The sequence below is a fragment of the Sorangium sp. So ce448 genome, assembly GCF_051520915.1.
Taxonomy (GTDB): domain Bacteria; phylum Myxococcota_A; class Polyangia; order Polyangiales; family Polyangiaceae; genus Sorangium; species Sorangium cellulosum_B.
The window spans coordinates 5,171,382-5,185,969 of sequence record NZ_CP150343.1; the positions used below are offsets into that span (position 1 = coordinate 5,171,382).

A 14,588-nucleotide genomic window follows, 5' to 3' on the forward strand; every position below is an offset into this window, starting at 1 on the left:
TCAGCGGAAGATGCCGAAATGGCCGAGCGCCCACCAGAGCAGGACGAAGATGAGGATGGTGCTGAAGCACCCGCCGCCGAGCTTCTTCGCGCCGTAGCCTGCCGCGATCCCACGCAGAATCTTGCTCATCGAATGACCTCCGGCCCCGTGTCGGGGTGCTCGATGGGCAAAGCAACGTGGGTGCCACCTCGAAGGGGGCGGATTATCGGGCTGGAGGGCGAGGACCTCGCTCGCTCGGCGCTGGGGGACGACAGCGCCCGCGTCACAGTGGGGCGTTTCGCTACGCTGGAGGCTCGGGGCCGCAGCGCTTCGCTGAGCTCAGGCAGCCGGGGCGACGACGGCCCTATCGGCCGAGCTTGGCGATGACGAGGTGCTGGTGGCCGTCGTCTCCGAGGCCGGGGAGAGGGCCCGCGCCCCAGTCGGCGTCTGATGCTCGAGTCCAGCCTGTAACGAGCGTCTCACCGCGGTCCGGTGAGCTGGCAACAGCGTAGGGAACGGCGTCCGTGCCCAGGAAACGATGCCATACGAGCTCCGCGTCGGGGCTGAGCTTCACGACGAAGCCGGTGCCGTCCGCAAGAGCGAGTGGGCCGTCGCCGAAGTCGATCTGCTTGTTCGCGTTTCCGATAACGACGACGTTGTCGAAGGGGTCGAGCACCAGGCCGCGGGCCGTCTGACTATCCATCCCGCCAAGCGTACGCACCCATCCCACGGTGCCGTTGGCCTCGAATTGCACCACGAAGATGTCGCTGTCAACCGACGTCATTGTGTGTGGACCTATCTGTAGCTCGCCGTAATGATATCCGGCCAACATAGGCCTTCCCGAGGAATCTACGGCAATACCCATCACGTCGACACCTGCCGGGATCGGCCCGATCGCGCGTATCGTCCTGATCCAGTCCGGTACTCCCGACGGCGTCAGCTTCATGACGAAGCTGCCTCTCTCGATCGTGTACCCCTCGAACACAACGGTCCCCGGCGTCGAGCCGGCGATAAAGATGTTTTTCGAGCGGTCTGTCGCAACCGCCGTGACGTAGACGGGCGCCCCTGAGCCGCCGAAGCTGCGCGCCCAGCATCCCGGCGTGGTCACGAGGCCTTTGGTACCGTCGAGCTTTGCCAGGTAGATGGCCGCGTCACCCTTCGGCTGAATCGGACCGCTGCCGAAGTCGATAGGATTACTCAGACCTCCCGCTACGATGATGTCATCGTTTGCGTCGGTCACGACGGCACTGAATACTGTGTCCAGGCTCTTGCTCCAGGCGGCTTTGCCCGATGAGTCCAGCTTCGCGATGAATCCACCTGCCGGAAGTGGCCCGTTGCCGAAGTCGATTCCTCCGCGGCTGCTATAGCCGATCAGGATCGGGTTCCCGTTGGAGTCAACGGTGAGGCCCGACGGCTCGTCCGGGTGGAAGTCGCCATACTTCTTGGCCCACATGGGCTCTCCGGTCGGGCTCAGCTTGAGGAGCACTATATCGGTCGTGCTGGCAGAAGAGAGTGTATCACCGCCGATCGTGATGGTATCCAGGAAGGCGCCGCTCACGAACATGTTGCCGTCAGCATCACTCGCGATGTCCATGAAATGGACATCGCCTGTCTGCTTGTAGGCGGTCGTCCAGACGATGCACTCGAGGCCGTCACAGTTCTCATCGTCCGCTGCGTCGCAGCGTTCCACCGCCGAGAGGATCTCTCCCTCGCATACGCCCCAGGTTCCGTCGGCGCTGCAGGTGCGCACGCCTTCCCGGCATATCCCCTCGTTCCTGGTGACCGGCGGGCCGCCGTAGCACGCTTCCGATGCGTCGGGGGTGCAGGGAGGGGGCTCACCTCCACCTCCAGCACCCCCAGCACCGCCCGCGCCCCCAGCACCGCCCGCCCCCGAGCCGCCCGGCGACTGATCGGCGAACTCGTCGAGGTCGAGCAACGCCGCACAACCGCTGGCGCACAGGGTCAAGATGGAGAGGGAACCAAGGACGTACGCTCGTGCTTGCATGCGCTAGGCTGCGCGCTCGCGAGCGGGCGCGGTCGCGCGGGCGGAGGCTACCACACCGGCAGCGCCGCCGGCGCCCGTCTCCAGATCAATGAGCACGGGGCACCGCGCGAGCTCTCGCCCTAGCCTCGGGCGCGTCGAGGTGGCGCGCCATAGCCGAGGAACGAGAGCCCTATCCGCGACGAGAGCCGGCGAATCGCCGCGCGCGGAAGCAGGCGTGAGAGCTGGGCCGTCGCCTTGCTCAACGCGGTCGGGACGGCGACCGCGTCGCCCCGCTCCGTCGCCGCGATGCCGTACGCCGCGCAGCTCTCGGCCGTGAGCTCGAACGGCACCTTCCTGCGCGGCACGCCGGGCGCGCCGGCTTCGAAGATCTCCGTGGTCACCGGCCCCGGGCACAGGGCCGTCACGGTGACACCGGTCCCGTCGAGCTCGACGGAGAGACTCTCGGAGAGCGAGAGCACGAACGCCTTGGTGGCTCCGTACACCGCCTGTCCCGGGGTCGGCTGGAACGCGGCGAGCGACGCGACGTTGAGCACGCGCCCTCCACCGCGGGTCACCAGGTCGGGGACGATCGCCGCGCAGAGCGCAACGACGCTCTCGCAGTTGAGCCGCACCAGCATCGCCTGTGCTGCCGGATCGCCGTCCAGGAAGGGCCCGAGCCGCGTCGTTCCCGCGTTGTTGACCAGCCAGGCCGCGCCGCCCAGCTCGCGCGCCCGATCCCGCACGCGGAGGGCTGCGCCCTCGGCGGTGACGTCGAGCTCGAGCGGGTGGATGGGCGCGTGCCCGGCGGCGCGCGCTTGCGCGGAGAGCTCCTCGAGGCGCTCCGCACGCCGCCCGATGGCGAGCACGGGCTGCCCGCGCGCCGAGAGCTGCCGCGCGAGCTCCGCGCCGATGCCGGACGAGGCGCCTGTGATGATGGCGAGGCCGGAGGTCGTCGTCATGAAGCGATCTTCTAGGCTGCTTCGTCCAGGATCGCGAGCAGGCCGTGACCCAGACCCGCGGGCGCCCCAGACGCCGGCGCCGCCGCGCGGCTCGCCGCATTGCGCCAAGATCGCGGGGATTCCCCGTGCGCGTCATCCGGTGCGGGGAGCCGCAGGTCGCGCGCGGGTGTCGACCTCGTGCCGTCCTCGTCACCGGGCCATCCCACACGGGGCGTGTGCGGCCGATCGCCCGTGCGGTTTGCCAGCCGTCCCGCGTGCAGGGCAGCATCGGACCATGGGGCGATAGAGGACCGTCGCCTACATCCCGCACGGGCTTTCGCGGCCTTCCTCTTGCGGAGCGCGGCTGGGAGCGGCTAGCCTGGGACTCGTGCTTCCGGAGCTCGGGTGCTGAGGACCCGCGAGCGATGCAAAGGACCCGCGAGCGAGCCATGCGCATTCGACGAGTTGCTCTAGCCGCCACGGCGCTGGCCGCGCTGCTGCCGGCGCAGCTTCGCGCGCAGCCGAGGCCGGAGCCGGTCACCATCTCGGCGCCCGCCATCCAAGAGTTGCCGGAGGTCGAGGGGACCGGCCTCTGCGCCGCATCCGCCCTCTCGACCACCAATCTAGCGGAGCGCCACTTTTACGTGCCCGAAGTTGATAACGACGAGATCGACGTCGGCGAGCGCGTACCCTATCTCGATAAGATCAACAAGTTCATTGATGACAATAAGGAAACACGTCTCGAATACGTCATCCGGACCCTTCTGGATTTCAGCAACAACAATATCACTGCCGAGCCGAACAGCTCAGGCCCGCTGAGCTTCGGCGACTTCACCGGGTTGATGGCGCCCACATGCAAGGAGGGCGGGTGCGACTTCCCGTGGAACAGTCACGGCACCGACCAGCCGTTCGGCTCGCGGCTCCGCGGGTTCTTGCGTGTCCCCGTGGAGCTCGCCGGCAGGCCGGTCCATATCGGCTTCTATGCCGACGACGCGGTCAGCCTCAGCTTCTTCGACAGGGTCGCTGGCATGAAGCCGGTCATCATCCGCCCGGCGAGGATCGGTCTTCCGACGTATCGCGTCACGAACACGGTCACGTTCGAGAAGCCGGGCCTGTACCCGCTCGAGGTCCTCTACGCGGAGTTCTGGGAGCACGCGGCGCTCGAGATGTCTTTCTTCCTCGGAGAGTTCGATGATTTCGAGCTCGGCGCGCGCGAGGCGGGCAGCACGAACCTCAAGGACGCCGGCTTCACCCTCTTCGAGCCCGCCCAGTTCTACCAGACGCTGAGCGGCTCGCCGTCGTTCCCCGATATCGACCAGTGCCAGCAGTGCAGTCGCGCCTTCGCCGGCCTCCCGGGCAACGCCCAGTGCGATACGGGCTACTACTGCAACGAGGCCGCCCTCTGCGCCCCGTGCGACACCGCGTACTACTGCGGGGATTCCTGCTCGCGCTGCGAGGGTGAGGCGCAGTTCTGCATCGACGTGAGCGGCAACCGCCAGTGCGCCCAGTGCCGCACCAGCGCGGACTGCCAGGGCGGCTTCGTCTGCGATCCCGAGACGCACGAGTGCAAGGAAGAGTACGAGTGCGAGGAGGACCCGGACTGCCCGCGCGGCGAGATCTGCGTCGATCACACGTGCGTCGTGTGCGACACCTCCGACCGGTGCGCCGGCAACTCGTGCAACTGCTGTCCGAACGGCATCAACGGAACGCAGATGGACTGCGCCGCCGTCGAGCCGGACGGCACCCCGATGTGCGTCGAGTGCCTCACCGACGAGCAGTGCCCCGACGGCAAGGTGTGCCACGTGCCCACGGGCCACTGCATGGACAGGCCGCTCCCGTCGAACGCGCTGCCCAACTGCTGCGGCGAGGGCTGCGTCGACTGCATGCACCCCGAGGAACCGAACGACCCGCAGACGCCCCCGGTGCCGTTCTGCCTCCCCGGGCCTGTCGGGACGGCGTGCGCCGCGTGCCGCAACGACATGGATTGCGCCGATGGGCAGTACTGCCTGAGCGGCGAGTGCAAGGAGTGCGTCAAGGACCGGCGCTGCGGGCCGCGCTGCGATAGCTGCGGCGGCGACACGCCGTTCTGCATGGGTCAGTTCTCCCAGCTCGCGGCGTGCGTGCGCTGCACGTCGGACGAGCAGTGCGCCGGCACGACCTGCAACCGCGAGACCAACGAGTGCGACCCGCCGGGGTGCATGGCGACCTGCGGCGAGGACACCCCGTTCTGCGACGGCGAGAAGTGCGTCGAGTGCTACGCCGACACGCAGTGCCCGTGCGGCAACACGTGCGACCTCGCGACGAACACCTGCGACATCTCCTGCAAGACGAACCTCGACTGCCTCGGCAACGAGCACTGCCGCTGGACCGACGAGGCGGACGCCAAGGAGTGCGCGCTCGGCCCGATGCCCGACAACGTCGCGTGCGGCGGCACCCTCGCCGAGATCTGCAGCGTCTCGGTCGTCGGCCAGAAGGGCGCCGATCCGAGGGCCGCCGGGCTCGTCGCCCTCGCGGCGCTGGCCCTGCTCGAGCGAAAGCGCCGCCGGCGCAGCGGAGGTGCCTCGTGAGAACTCGTCCGCTCCTCGCCCCACTCCTCGCGCTGTGCGCGCTCCTCGCCGGGCGCCCCGCGCTCGCCGAGGAGGGGCGCTTCGATGCCCAGGTCTTCCGCCCCGCGGCGGCCCCGCGCGATCTCGTGATGGTCCAGAAGTCCGAGGTCATCGGGAACCTCTCGCCGACCGTCGGCCTCTACAGCGACATCGCGGCCGACCCGCTCGTGCTGCTCGTCGCGGGCGACGACACGAGGCAGGCCGTCGACGCCATCTCCGGGCGGCTCGAGCTCGCCCTCCTCGCGGGCATCGGCTTCTTCGACGTGTTCGACGTCACGATGGCCATGCCGCTCGTCCTCTTCCAGGAGGGCGGCAACCTTCGCCGCTTTGGCACCGAGGGGTCGGTCAAGAGCTCCTCCGTCGGCGATCTCCGCCTGTCCACGAAGATCTCGCTCCCGTACCTGAACCGGAAGGAGCAGGTCAAGGAGGGGTTCGGGATGGCCATCTCGGGCAACCTCAACTTCCCCACGGGCGACCAGAACGCGTTCACCAGCGACGGCGCGCTGAGCGGCGGCGCGACGCTCATCGGCGACTACCGGTTCAACTTCGGGCTGCTCCTCGCCGCCAACGCTGGCATCTGGCTGCGGCCCGACAATCAGTTCGCGGGCGTGCGCGTCGGCGACATGGCGCAGTTCGGCGTGGCGGCGGAGCAGTACGTCGTCCAGAGCTGGGGCCTGTCGGTCATCGGCGAGGTGTACGGGTACCCCTCGCTCACGAGCTACCCCGACGACCCGGGGCAGATCCCCGCGGAGGCGCTCCTCGGGCTGCGCTGGCAGACCAAGCACGGCATCACGATCACCTTCGGCGGGAGCTTCGGCGCGGCGTGCGGCTTCGGCGCGCCCTCGATCCGGTTCTTCAACGTCATCACGTGGCAGCCGAAGACCTCCCAGGAGCAGGAGGAGATCAACCGCCTGCAGCAGCGCGAACAAGATGATCCGGATCGCGACGGCCTCATCGGCGCCGCGGACCGCTGCCCCGACGTGCCCGGGAGCCCCGAGAACTTCGGCTGTCCGGACCTGGACACCGACGGCGACGGCATCTTTGATCGCGACGACAAGTGCCCCGACAAGCCCGCCGGTCCGCACGGGAAGGACGGCTGTCCGCTCGCCTTCATCCGGGGCGACGAGATCGTGATCACCGAGCAGGTCCACTTCGCGACCGACAAGGACATCATCCTCGAGGACTCGAACTCGACGCTCGAAGCGGTCGCGCAGGTGCTGATCGACAACCCCGACATCCGCGAGGTGCGGATCGAGGGCCACACCGACGTGCGCGCGACCGACCTGTACAACATGGCCCTGTCCCAGCGCCGCGTGGCGAGCGTCATGGCGTACCTGATCGCGAAGGGCGTCGAATCCTCGCGGCTCCAGGCGGTCGGCTACGGGCACACGCAGCCGATCTACGACGACGCCGGCTGCCAGGGGCCCGACGATCAGCTGTCGCCCGATTGCCAGTTCATGACGTCGAAGAACCGGCGCGTCGTCTTCCGCATCATGCGCTACGGCGCCGCGGGGGCGAAGCCGCTCACCGGCGCGCCCGACGGGGGCGAGCAGCTCCTGCCGTCCGGCGGGGTGCTGCCGCAGAAGACCCAGGGCACGCTGCCCAGTCAGGGCACGCTTCCGGGGCAGGGGGTCCTCAAGTCGAACGTGCTGCCGAGCGGCGGATCCTCTCTCCCGCCTGCGGGCGGGGCGCCCGGCGGCGCGGCACCCCTGCCGAACCGCGGCAACGCGGGTGGCCTCCCGAGCAACACGGGCGTGCTGCCTCGATCCGGCACTCCTGCGCCCGCGCCCGCACCGCCGGCGCCGTCCTCGTCGAGCCAGCCGCCTGCTCCGGGAGGCGGGGGGAGTCGCTAGGAGGGCGTCGATCCTCGGGCCTACGGAGATGGATGGAAGGGGCGCGCTGGCGGTCGAGCGCGCGTTACGAGGGGAGGAGAGGACAACCGGACGTCAGCGTCACAGCGGTAGGAACCGCGCGACGCTGACGTCTTCTACGTCTTCTGCTGCGCTTACTTCTTCGGCGCCGGCTTCACGGGCGCCGATGACGTGGCGGGCTTGGCCGACGACGACGGGGGGAGCGACGACGGCGGGGCAGAGGAGGCCGGCTTGGCCGACGACAGCGGGGTGGGCGACGCGGGCTTCGCCCCCGGCTTGCCTGGCTTGGCCGAGGTCGCAGGAGCGGGCGAGTCCTCGTACGGCTCGTCGGATGCAGCCGGAGGAGCAGCAGGCTGGTCCGCCGGCGGCGCATCCGGTTCGACAGGCGCCGCCGAGTCGGCGGGCGGCGTCGCCGGATGCAACGTCAACGGCTTCGCCTCTCCCTCGGTGCGGCGGACCCAGATCACCGCCGTCCCGCTCGCCACGCTTGCATAGCGGCCGTCCTCGGTGCGGACCTCCTCGTTGACCGCCTCGATGACCGCGTCGCCGCCGACGGCGCACGCGGCCTTGCGGAGCGACTCGAGGCGCTCCGCCTCCGTGCGGGCCGTCGGATCGCTCGCGATCGGCTGAAGGCGATGGTACTCGCGATCGGGCAGCTGGCCCGCCGGCACGACGTGCATGTCGCTGCAGAACTCGCCCGAAGGCGTGCGTTTGTCTCGGAACGGAGTGCTGCAACCGGCGATCAGCGCGGCACCCAGGGCCGCCGAGAGGAGGAGGCGCTGCATGCTGCCTTCTTACCAGCGATGCGACGCGCGATGCAAACCCCGTGCATCATGGACGCAGCGGACGTGCACCGGGGACGCCAGCCGACCCGGCGGCACGCCGCCTCTCGCTGGTTGCTCGCGGGTGGATCGGCTCCTGACGCCGTGCCCGTCACCGGGCCGCCACCGCCCCATCCACCGCCCCATCCACCGCCCCATCCAGCGTTCCGATCTCGTGAACGCCTGGATATGCTTCGCGGCCGATGCGCCCCATCGAGCGATCCGCTCCTCTCGGCTTCCTCACCTTCCTCGGCGCGGCGCTCGCCGCCGCGTGCAGCGCGCCTCAGTCGGCGCCGCACGCCCCTCCGCACAGCGCCGCCCCTGCCGAGGAGAGCGCCTCGAGCGCCGCGGCGTGCCTCGCGGCCGCCAGCGCACCGCGGCAGGCCCGCGCCGACGAGCCGCCGCGGATCGGCGTGAAGCACATCCTCGTCCGCCACGCCGGCGCCGAGCGCGCCGAGGGCACGACGCGCACACGCGAGGAGGCGTGCCTGCGCGCGATGGAGGCGCGCGACAAGATCCGCGGCGGCGCCGACTTCGGCGAGGTGGTGGCGCAGTACAGCGAGGAGGCCGGCGCGACGTCGCGCGGCGGCTCGCTCGGCACCGTGGAGCGCGCCGACGTCCTGCCGCCCTTCGCCGATGCGGCGTTCGAGCTCGACATCCAGCAGCTCAGCGACGTCGTGGAGACCCGCTATGGCTTCCACGTGATCTTCAGGACGGAATAGCCCTCCTGCCGGGAGCGAGCCCTCCGCCGGAGACCTCTTTGCCTGCCCGCGCGACGCCTCGCCTCGCGGGCCACGCATCGTCACGGCGCCTCGCGGGCCGCGCGCGCAAGGGTTGCGTTCCCGGCGGAGGCGCAGCATGAAGCACCCATGCGCGCTCACAAGCTCCTCGCCGCCTTCGCCGTGATGATCGCCTCGCCAGCGCTGCTGATCGCGGCATGCAAATCCAGCGACGAGCCGGAGGAGGTCGCCCCGGCGCCGGGCGCCGTCACCGCGCCGACCGCGACGGCGCCGCCGCCCGCTGCGACCGGGACCGTGCCAGCCGCGACGCCGACCCCGGCCGCGCCTCCAGCGACCACGACGGCCGCCCCGACCCCAGCCGCCCCGGCGACCCCGAAGCCGGACGCGGGCGCGCCAGCGGACGCCGGCGCGCCGAAGGACGGCGGCACCGCCACCACGGCCGACGCGGGGGCGCTCTCGACCAAGCTCGCGGCGTGCGCCGCGAAGTGTCAGTCGATCCTCCAGACCTGCCTGACGCCGAAGTTCCCCGCGGACGGCGGCCTGCCCGCGCTCGCCGATCCGGCGGCGTGCCAGGGCTCGTTCGACTCCTGCCGCACCGCCTGCGCGCCGTAGCGCCTGCCCCGCCTCGGCGAAGCCGGCTCCAGCGCCGCCGAGCCTACTTCTTCTGGGCGCCGGTCGGCAGCGTGATGCGGAAGAGCGCGCCCCCGGCCGCGCCGGTCGTCACCGTGATGTCGCCGCTCATCGCCTCGACGAGGTGCTTCGCGATGGACAGGCCGAGCCCGGTGCCGCCCGACGCGCGAGAGCGGCCCGGATCCACCCGGTAGAACCGATCGAAGACGCGGGCCTGGTGCACCGCAGGGATGCCCGGACCGTCGTCCTCGACCTCCAGGACGACGCGCCCGTTCGCGGCACGCGCGCGCACCACCACGTGCGAGCCGTTCGGCGTGTGATGGATCGCGTTGTCGACGAGGTTGGTCAAGATCTGGTCCAGCGCGCGCGGATCGGCCGCGACGAGCGTGCCCGGCGCCACGTCGATCTTCACGTCGGTGTCCCTCTCCATGGCGCGCCCGCGCAGGAGCGCCACCGCCGCCTCCGCCTGCACCGAGAGGTCGAGCGTGCCCGGCGAGAGCGGCCGCTCGCCGCCCTCGATGCGCGACAGGTCGAGCAGATCGTCCACGAGCCGGTGCAGCCGGGTCGCGTTCCGCTCGATCACCTCGACGAAATCGCGCGCCGCCTCCGGGTCGTCGAGCGCCCCGCCGAGCAGCGTCTCGCTGCTCGCGCGGATCGACGCGACCGGCGTGCGCAGCTCGTGCGACGCGTTGGCGATGAAGTTGCGCTGCAGGCCCTCGATGCGCCGGAGCTCCGTGACGTCGAAGAAGACGGCGACGACCCCCGCCGCCCCGCGGCTCTGCGCCGGCAGCGCGAGCGGCGCGGCGTTCACGAGCAGGATGCGCCGCCCCGGAGGCCCGGCCACGCCTGGCGCCGCGGCCGCGATCTCGATCTCGCGCGTCGCCGCCGCGCGCGCGAGCGCGACCTCCTCGAGTAGCTCGTGCAGGCTCGACGAGCGCAGCACCTCGAGCGGCGGGCGGCCGACCGGGTCCCTGCGGATGCCGAGCAGCTGCGAGAGCGCCGGGTTGACCAGCGTGATGTCGCCCTTCTCGTCCGTGACGAGCACGCCCTCGCGCATCGACTCGAGCACCGCGCCGAAGCGCTCTCCCTCGCCCCCGAGCTCGCGCCGCGACAGCTCCAGGCTCTCGGCGAGGTCGTCCAGCGCGCCGCCCAGCGTGGCGATCTCGTCGTGCCCCTGCATGCGCGCGCGCCGGCCCAGGTCGGCCCGCATCTCCCGCGCGACGCCCGTCAGGTAGACGAGCCGCCCGGAGAGGGCGCGCGCCCCGGCGAGCGCCGCGGCGACGGCGAGCGCGAGGGCCAGGAGGGTGCCCTCCACCACGCGCGTGCGGGCGGCGGACAGGCTGCGGTCGATCGCGACCGGCTCGAACGCCACCCGCACCACCCACCGGCCGTCCGGTCGATCGAGCCGCTGCGCGGCGTAGAGCATCCGCATCCGCGTCGTCTTGCTCACGCGCTCGCTGCGCCCCGTGCCCTGGTGCCGCGCGTCGGCGACCTCGTCCCGCGTCGCGTGCGTGTCGAGCTGGCCGAGCCCCTCCGGCGCGACCGACGAGTCGCCCCGCACCGCGCCCTGTGGATCGATGAACGTGACGCGCGCTCCGGCGATCTTCGACAGCGCCGTCGCGAGGGCGGGCGCCTCGGCCGCGAGGTCTCCTGACCTCGCGGCGACCTCGGTGACGAGCGCCGTCCGCGTCGCCAGGTTGTCCTCCGTGTGCGCCGAGAGCTCTGCTCCGAGCGTCTTCAGGACATAGCCGTCGAACACCAACGCCGCGAGGATCGCGATCCCCACCGCGAACGCGATGAGCTTGCTTCGTATACCCATGTCACCAGCGTGCCGGGCTCACGCCGCGCGCGACGTGGGCGAAGATCTTTATGTTACTTGGTTTTGTCCGTTTCATGACGACTCGTTGACGTGATGCGGGGAGACGGGTAAACGCCCGGCCCCATGGGATTGACCCGTGACGCAGTCTTCTTCGATGCGCTGGCCAACCATGCGCGGCAGAGCGTCGCAGCGAGCGAGCTCCTCCTGGAGATGCTCGACCGGCTCGACGAAGCCCCGGCCCTGGTGCAGCGGATCTCCGACCTCGAGGACGAGGCCGACAAGATCACCCACGAGTGCCTGGCCGCCCTCCACCAGACGTGGATCACGCCGCTCGATCGCGAGGAGATCCACGCGCTCATCACCCGCCTCGACGACGTGCTCGACTGCATCGAGGCGGCGAGCGTGAGGCTCGTACTCTTCGAGATCACGAGCGCCCTGCCGGACGCGCGGCTGCTCGCGCAGGATGTCGTCGACGCGTGCACCGTCATGAGCTCCGCCATCCAGTCGCTCAGGGACATGAAGAAGCAGCCGCACCTCCTCGAGCTCTGCGTCGAGATCAACAAGATCGAGAACGCGGCGGATGCGCACTACCGCAACGGGTTGGCGGCGCTCTTCAAGAAGGGGAACGACCCGCTCCTCGTGATGAAGTGGCGCGACATCTATGACCTCCTGGAGCACGCGACCGACCGCTGCGAGGACGTCGCGAACATCATCGAGGGCATCGTGCTCGAGCACGCATGACGACCTACATCCTCGCCATCCTTATCATCGCGCTGGCGTTTGATTACATCAACGGCTTTCACGACGCCGCGAACTCGATCGCCACGGTCGTCTCGACGCGCGTCCTGTCGCCGCGCACCGCGGTGCTCTGGGCAGCCGCCTTCAACTTCATCGCGTTCGCGCTGTTCGAGCCCACGGTGGCGCGGAACATCGCGAAGGGCGTCGAGCCTGGGTTCATCACGCCGAACGTCATCCTGGGCGGCCTGCTCGGCGCGATCATCTGGAACCTGCTCACGTGGTGGTGGGGGCTGCCGTCGTCGTCGTCGCACGCGCTCATGGGCGCGTTCGCCGGGGCCGCGGTGAAGAGCGCGGGGCGGCTGTCGGTGCTCGACGCGACGGTCTTCGGCAAGACGGCGGCGTTCATCCTGGTGTCGCCCTTGCTCGGCGCGGTCATCGGGTTCGCGCTCATGCACGCCATCCGGCGGCTCGCGCGGGGCTGGACGCCCAAGAAGGTGAGCACCAGGTTCCGGCGGCTGCAGCTGCTCTCCGCGGCCGCCTACTCGCTCGGGCACGGGGGTAACGACGCCCAGAAGACGATGGGCATCATCACGGCGCTCCTCATCTCCGCGGGACTCCAGGAGGGCGGCAAGGACCCGAAGCCGATGCTCTGGGTCGTGCTCGTCTGCCACGCCGCGATGGGCCTCGGCACGCTCTCCGGCGGCTGGCGCATCGTGAAGACCATGGGGATGAAGATCACGAAGCTGAAGCCGGTGGGCGGCTTCGCGGCCGAGACGGCCGGCGCGGCAACGCTGTTCAGCGCCACGGCGCTCGGCATCCCCGTGAGCACGACCCACACGATCACGGGCGCGATCGTCGGGGTCGGCGCCACGAGCGGGCGCCTCTCCGCGGTCCGCTGGGGCGTCGCCGGGCGCATCGTCTGGGCCTGGATCTTCACGATCCCCGCCTCGGCCGCCCTCGCCGCGATCGCCTACACCATCGCGAGCGTCATCAGCGGCCAGCCCTGACAGCGCAGGCGAGCAGGCGCCTCGCTCGCGCGCCGGGCGGCGGCGCTTCGAGGACTGGGCACGCGAGCACCTCGCGGGCGCGCTGACCCGAGCGGTCGCGTGAGCCGGCGAGGGCGCCGCGTCGATCCGGCGCGCGTTCCGCCGGTCCACCTGCCCCGCGCGCCGGGCTCACCCGGGCCGCGCGGGCGCGGCGCTCATCCGACGTGCGACGGAGCGCGGCTCGGTCGGGCCGCCCCGAGGCTGATGAAGTGGTCGAGGATCCAGGTCTTGAAGCGGTTCAGGTCGAGCCGGTCGAGCAGCGGCAGGAACGCCCGCTCCACCCCGTCCTCGCGGCGTATCGAGGCGAAGTCGAGCACGCCGACGTCGTTCGCGGCGAGCACGTACGGCATCACCTCGGTGCGCCCCTCGTCGAACGCCGCGAGCAGCAGCGACCCCTTGAGGAAGGCGGCCGAGACGTCGAGGAAGGCGGGGCGGATGCCGCGGATATACCGGCTGAACGGCTCCGCGATCACGCGCTTGTCCGGCGAGTCGCGGAGCCCCGCGCCCTCGAGCTGCTTCTTCAGGAACTCGCTCGCCGACATGCCGGGGTGCTCCTTGCGGCGGCGCTCGGCCTCGTAGCCCTCGGCCACGACCACGAGCGCGTAGTCGGCGCGCTTGAGGCCGTCGGCGAGCTCGCCCAGCACGTCCTGCGGGAAGCGGAAGAAGGGGAGCACGATGAGGTGCGCCCGGGCGGCCACCGCGCAGTGCAGCGCGTGCCGCCCGCTGCGGTTGCCCATCATCTCGAGGATGTAGATGCGCTTGTGCGTATAAGCGTCCTCGTAGAGCCCGCGCGCGATGGTCGCGCCCGTCTCCACGCCGGACAGGAAGCCGATCGCGCGATCGCCCTCCAGATCGTTGTCGATGGAGACGTTCACGAAGCCGGCCTGCGGCCGCACCTCGAACTCGTCGAGCCACGCCTTGATGCCCTCGAACGTGCCGTTGCCGCCGACGCAGATGAGGTGCGTGAACCCCTGCGCCTTGAAGGTCGCGGCGGCCTGCTTGCGCTTCTCGCGATCGAGGAAGCCGGAGTAGCGCTCGCTGCGGAAATCGCTGCCCGCGTCGAGCACGCGCCGCCCCATCGAGCGCGCCGGGATGCCCTGGGCGAGCAGGTCGTAGCGCTGGCGGCGGCTCATGATGAGGCGCTCGAACTGGGGCTGGGCGCGCGCGTCCGCGGTCAGGGAGCGGAAGCCCTCGGTCGCGGCCCACACCTCGTAGCCGCGCCGCGCCGCCTCCTCGGTCAGCGCGACGGCGACCGAGGAGTAGCCAGGGGCGTTGCCGCCGTCGAAGACGAGCAGCAGGCGCTTGTCCGATGCCGGGAGGGTGTCGGGACGTCCGAACTCGACGATGCTGGTCATGGCGCCGGCCTTCTACCACGCGACGACGAGGTTGGCTGAGCGATTGTCACACGTTCGCGCT

Annotated in this window: 12 protein-coding genes; 6 read left to right on the forward strand and 6 right to left on the reverse strand. The window is 70.6% G+C overall.

Features of this window, described 5'->3' with window-relative positions; all coding sequences use genetic code 11:
* The 3 genes from WMF45_RS19435 to WMF45_RS19445 all read right to left on the reverse strand — a co-directional run bounded on the left by WMF45_RS19435 (position 1) and on the right by WMF45_RS19445 (position 2,922).
* Positions 1-129, reverse strand: coding sequence for a hypothetical protein (locus tag WMF45_RS19435; protein ID WP_437553583.1), 129 nt, complete (start codon positions 127-129; stop codon positions 1-3).
* A gap of 214 nt (positions 130-343) precedes the next feature.
* Entirely contained in the window at positions 344-1,915 is a 1,572-nt protein-coding gene (locus WMF45_RS19440) for an SBBP repeat-containing protein (RefSeq protein ID WP_437718372.1), read from the reverse strand.
* 188 nt (positions 1,916-2,103) lie between these two features.
* Entirely contained in the window at positions 2,104-2,922 is an 819-nt protein-coding gene (locus tag WMF45_RS19445; protein ID WP_437718373.1) for an SDR family NAD(P)-dependent oxidoreductase, read from the reverse strand.
* 428 nt (positions 2,923-3,350) lie between these two features.
* On the opposite strand from WMF45_RS19445, the gene traA reads away from it, so the two are divergent.
* Together traA and WMF45_RS19455 are read left to right on the forward strand one after the other, a co-directional pair.
* On the forward strand, positions 3,351-5,468 hold the full coding sequence (gene traA / locus WMF45_RS19450) for an outer membrane exchange protein TraA family protein (RefSeq protein WP_437718374.1): 2,118 nt from the start codon (positions 3,351-3,353) through the stop codon (positions 5,466-5,468).
* Entirely contained in the window at positions 5,465-7,360 is a 1,896-nt protein-coding gene (locus WMF45_RS19455) for an OmpA family protein (protein WP_437718375.1), read from the forward strand. Before traA ends, WMF45_RS19455 begins: the two co-directional genes overlap by 4 nt.
* Positions 7,361-7,512: 152 nt before the next feature.
* Here the strand turns inward: WMF45_RS19455 and WMF45_RS19460 are convergent, their stop codons facing one another.
* Positions 7,513-8,163, reverse strand: coding sequence for a hypothetical protein (locus WMF45_RS19460; protein WP_437718376.1), 651 nt, complete (start codon positions 8,161-8,163; stop codon positions 7,513-7,515).
* Positions 8,164-8,402: 239 nt separating this feature from the next.
* Between WMF45_RS19460 and WMF45_RS19465 the strand changes: the two genes are divergently transcribed.
* Positions 8,403-8,921 carry a peptidylprolyl isomerase gene (locus WMF45_RS19465; RefSeq protein ID WP_437718377.1) on the forward strand — a complete coding sequence of 173 codons (519 nt, stop codon included), beginning with the start codon at positions 8,403-8,405 and terminating at the stop codon, positions 8,919-8,921.
* Between the two features lie 147 nt (positions 8,922-9,068).
* Positions 9,069-9,551 carry a hypothetical protein gene (locus WMF45_RS19470; RefSeq protein ID WP_437718378.1) on the forward strand — a complete coding sequence of 161 codons (483 nt, stop codon included), beginning with the start codon at positions 9,069-9,071 and terminating at the stop codon, positions 9,549-9,551.
* A gap of 43 nt (positions 9,552-9,594) precedes the next feature.
* On the opposite strand, the gene WMF45_RS19475 is transcribed toward WMF45_RS19470, so the two are convergent.
* Positions 9,595-11,388, reverse strand: coding sequence for an ATP-binding protein (locus WMF45_RS19475; protein ID WP_437718379.1), 1,794 nt, complete (start codon positions 11,386-11,388; stop codon positions 9,595-9,597).
* Between the two features lie 123 nt (positions 11,389-11,511).
* On the opposite strand from WMF45_RS19475, the gene WMF45_RS19480 reads away from it, so the two are divergent.
* Positions 11,512-12,129 (forward strand): DUF47 domain-containing protein, encoded by a 618-nt coding sequence (locus WMF45_RS19480; RefSeq protein WP_437718380.1) that lies wholly within the window; start codon positions 11,512-11,514, stop codon positions 12,127-12,129.
* Complete coding sequence (locus WMF45_RS19485) at positions 12,126-13,133, forward strand: anion permease (protein ID WP_437718381.1); 1,008 nt, start codon at positions 12,126-12,128, stop codon at positions 13,131-13,133. The genes WMF45_RS19480 and WMF45_RS19485 overlap by 4 nt, the downstream gene beginning before the upstream one ends.
* Before the next feature lie 194 nt (positions 13,134-13,327).
* On the opposite strand, the gene WMF45_RS19490 is transcribed toward WMF45_RS19485, so the two are convergent.
* Entirely contained in the window at positions 13,328-14,527 is a 1,200-nt protein-coding gene (locus WMF45_RS19490) for a 6-phosphofructokinase (RefSeq protein WP_437300484.1), read from the reverse strand.
* Positions 14,528-14,588 lie beyond the last annotated feature (61 nt).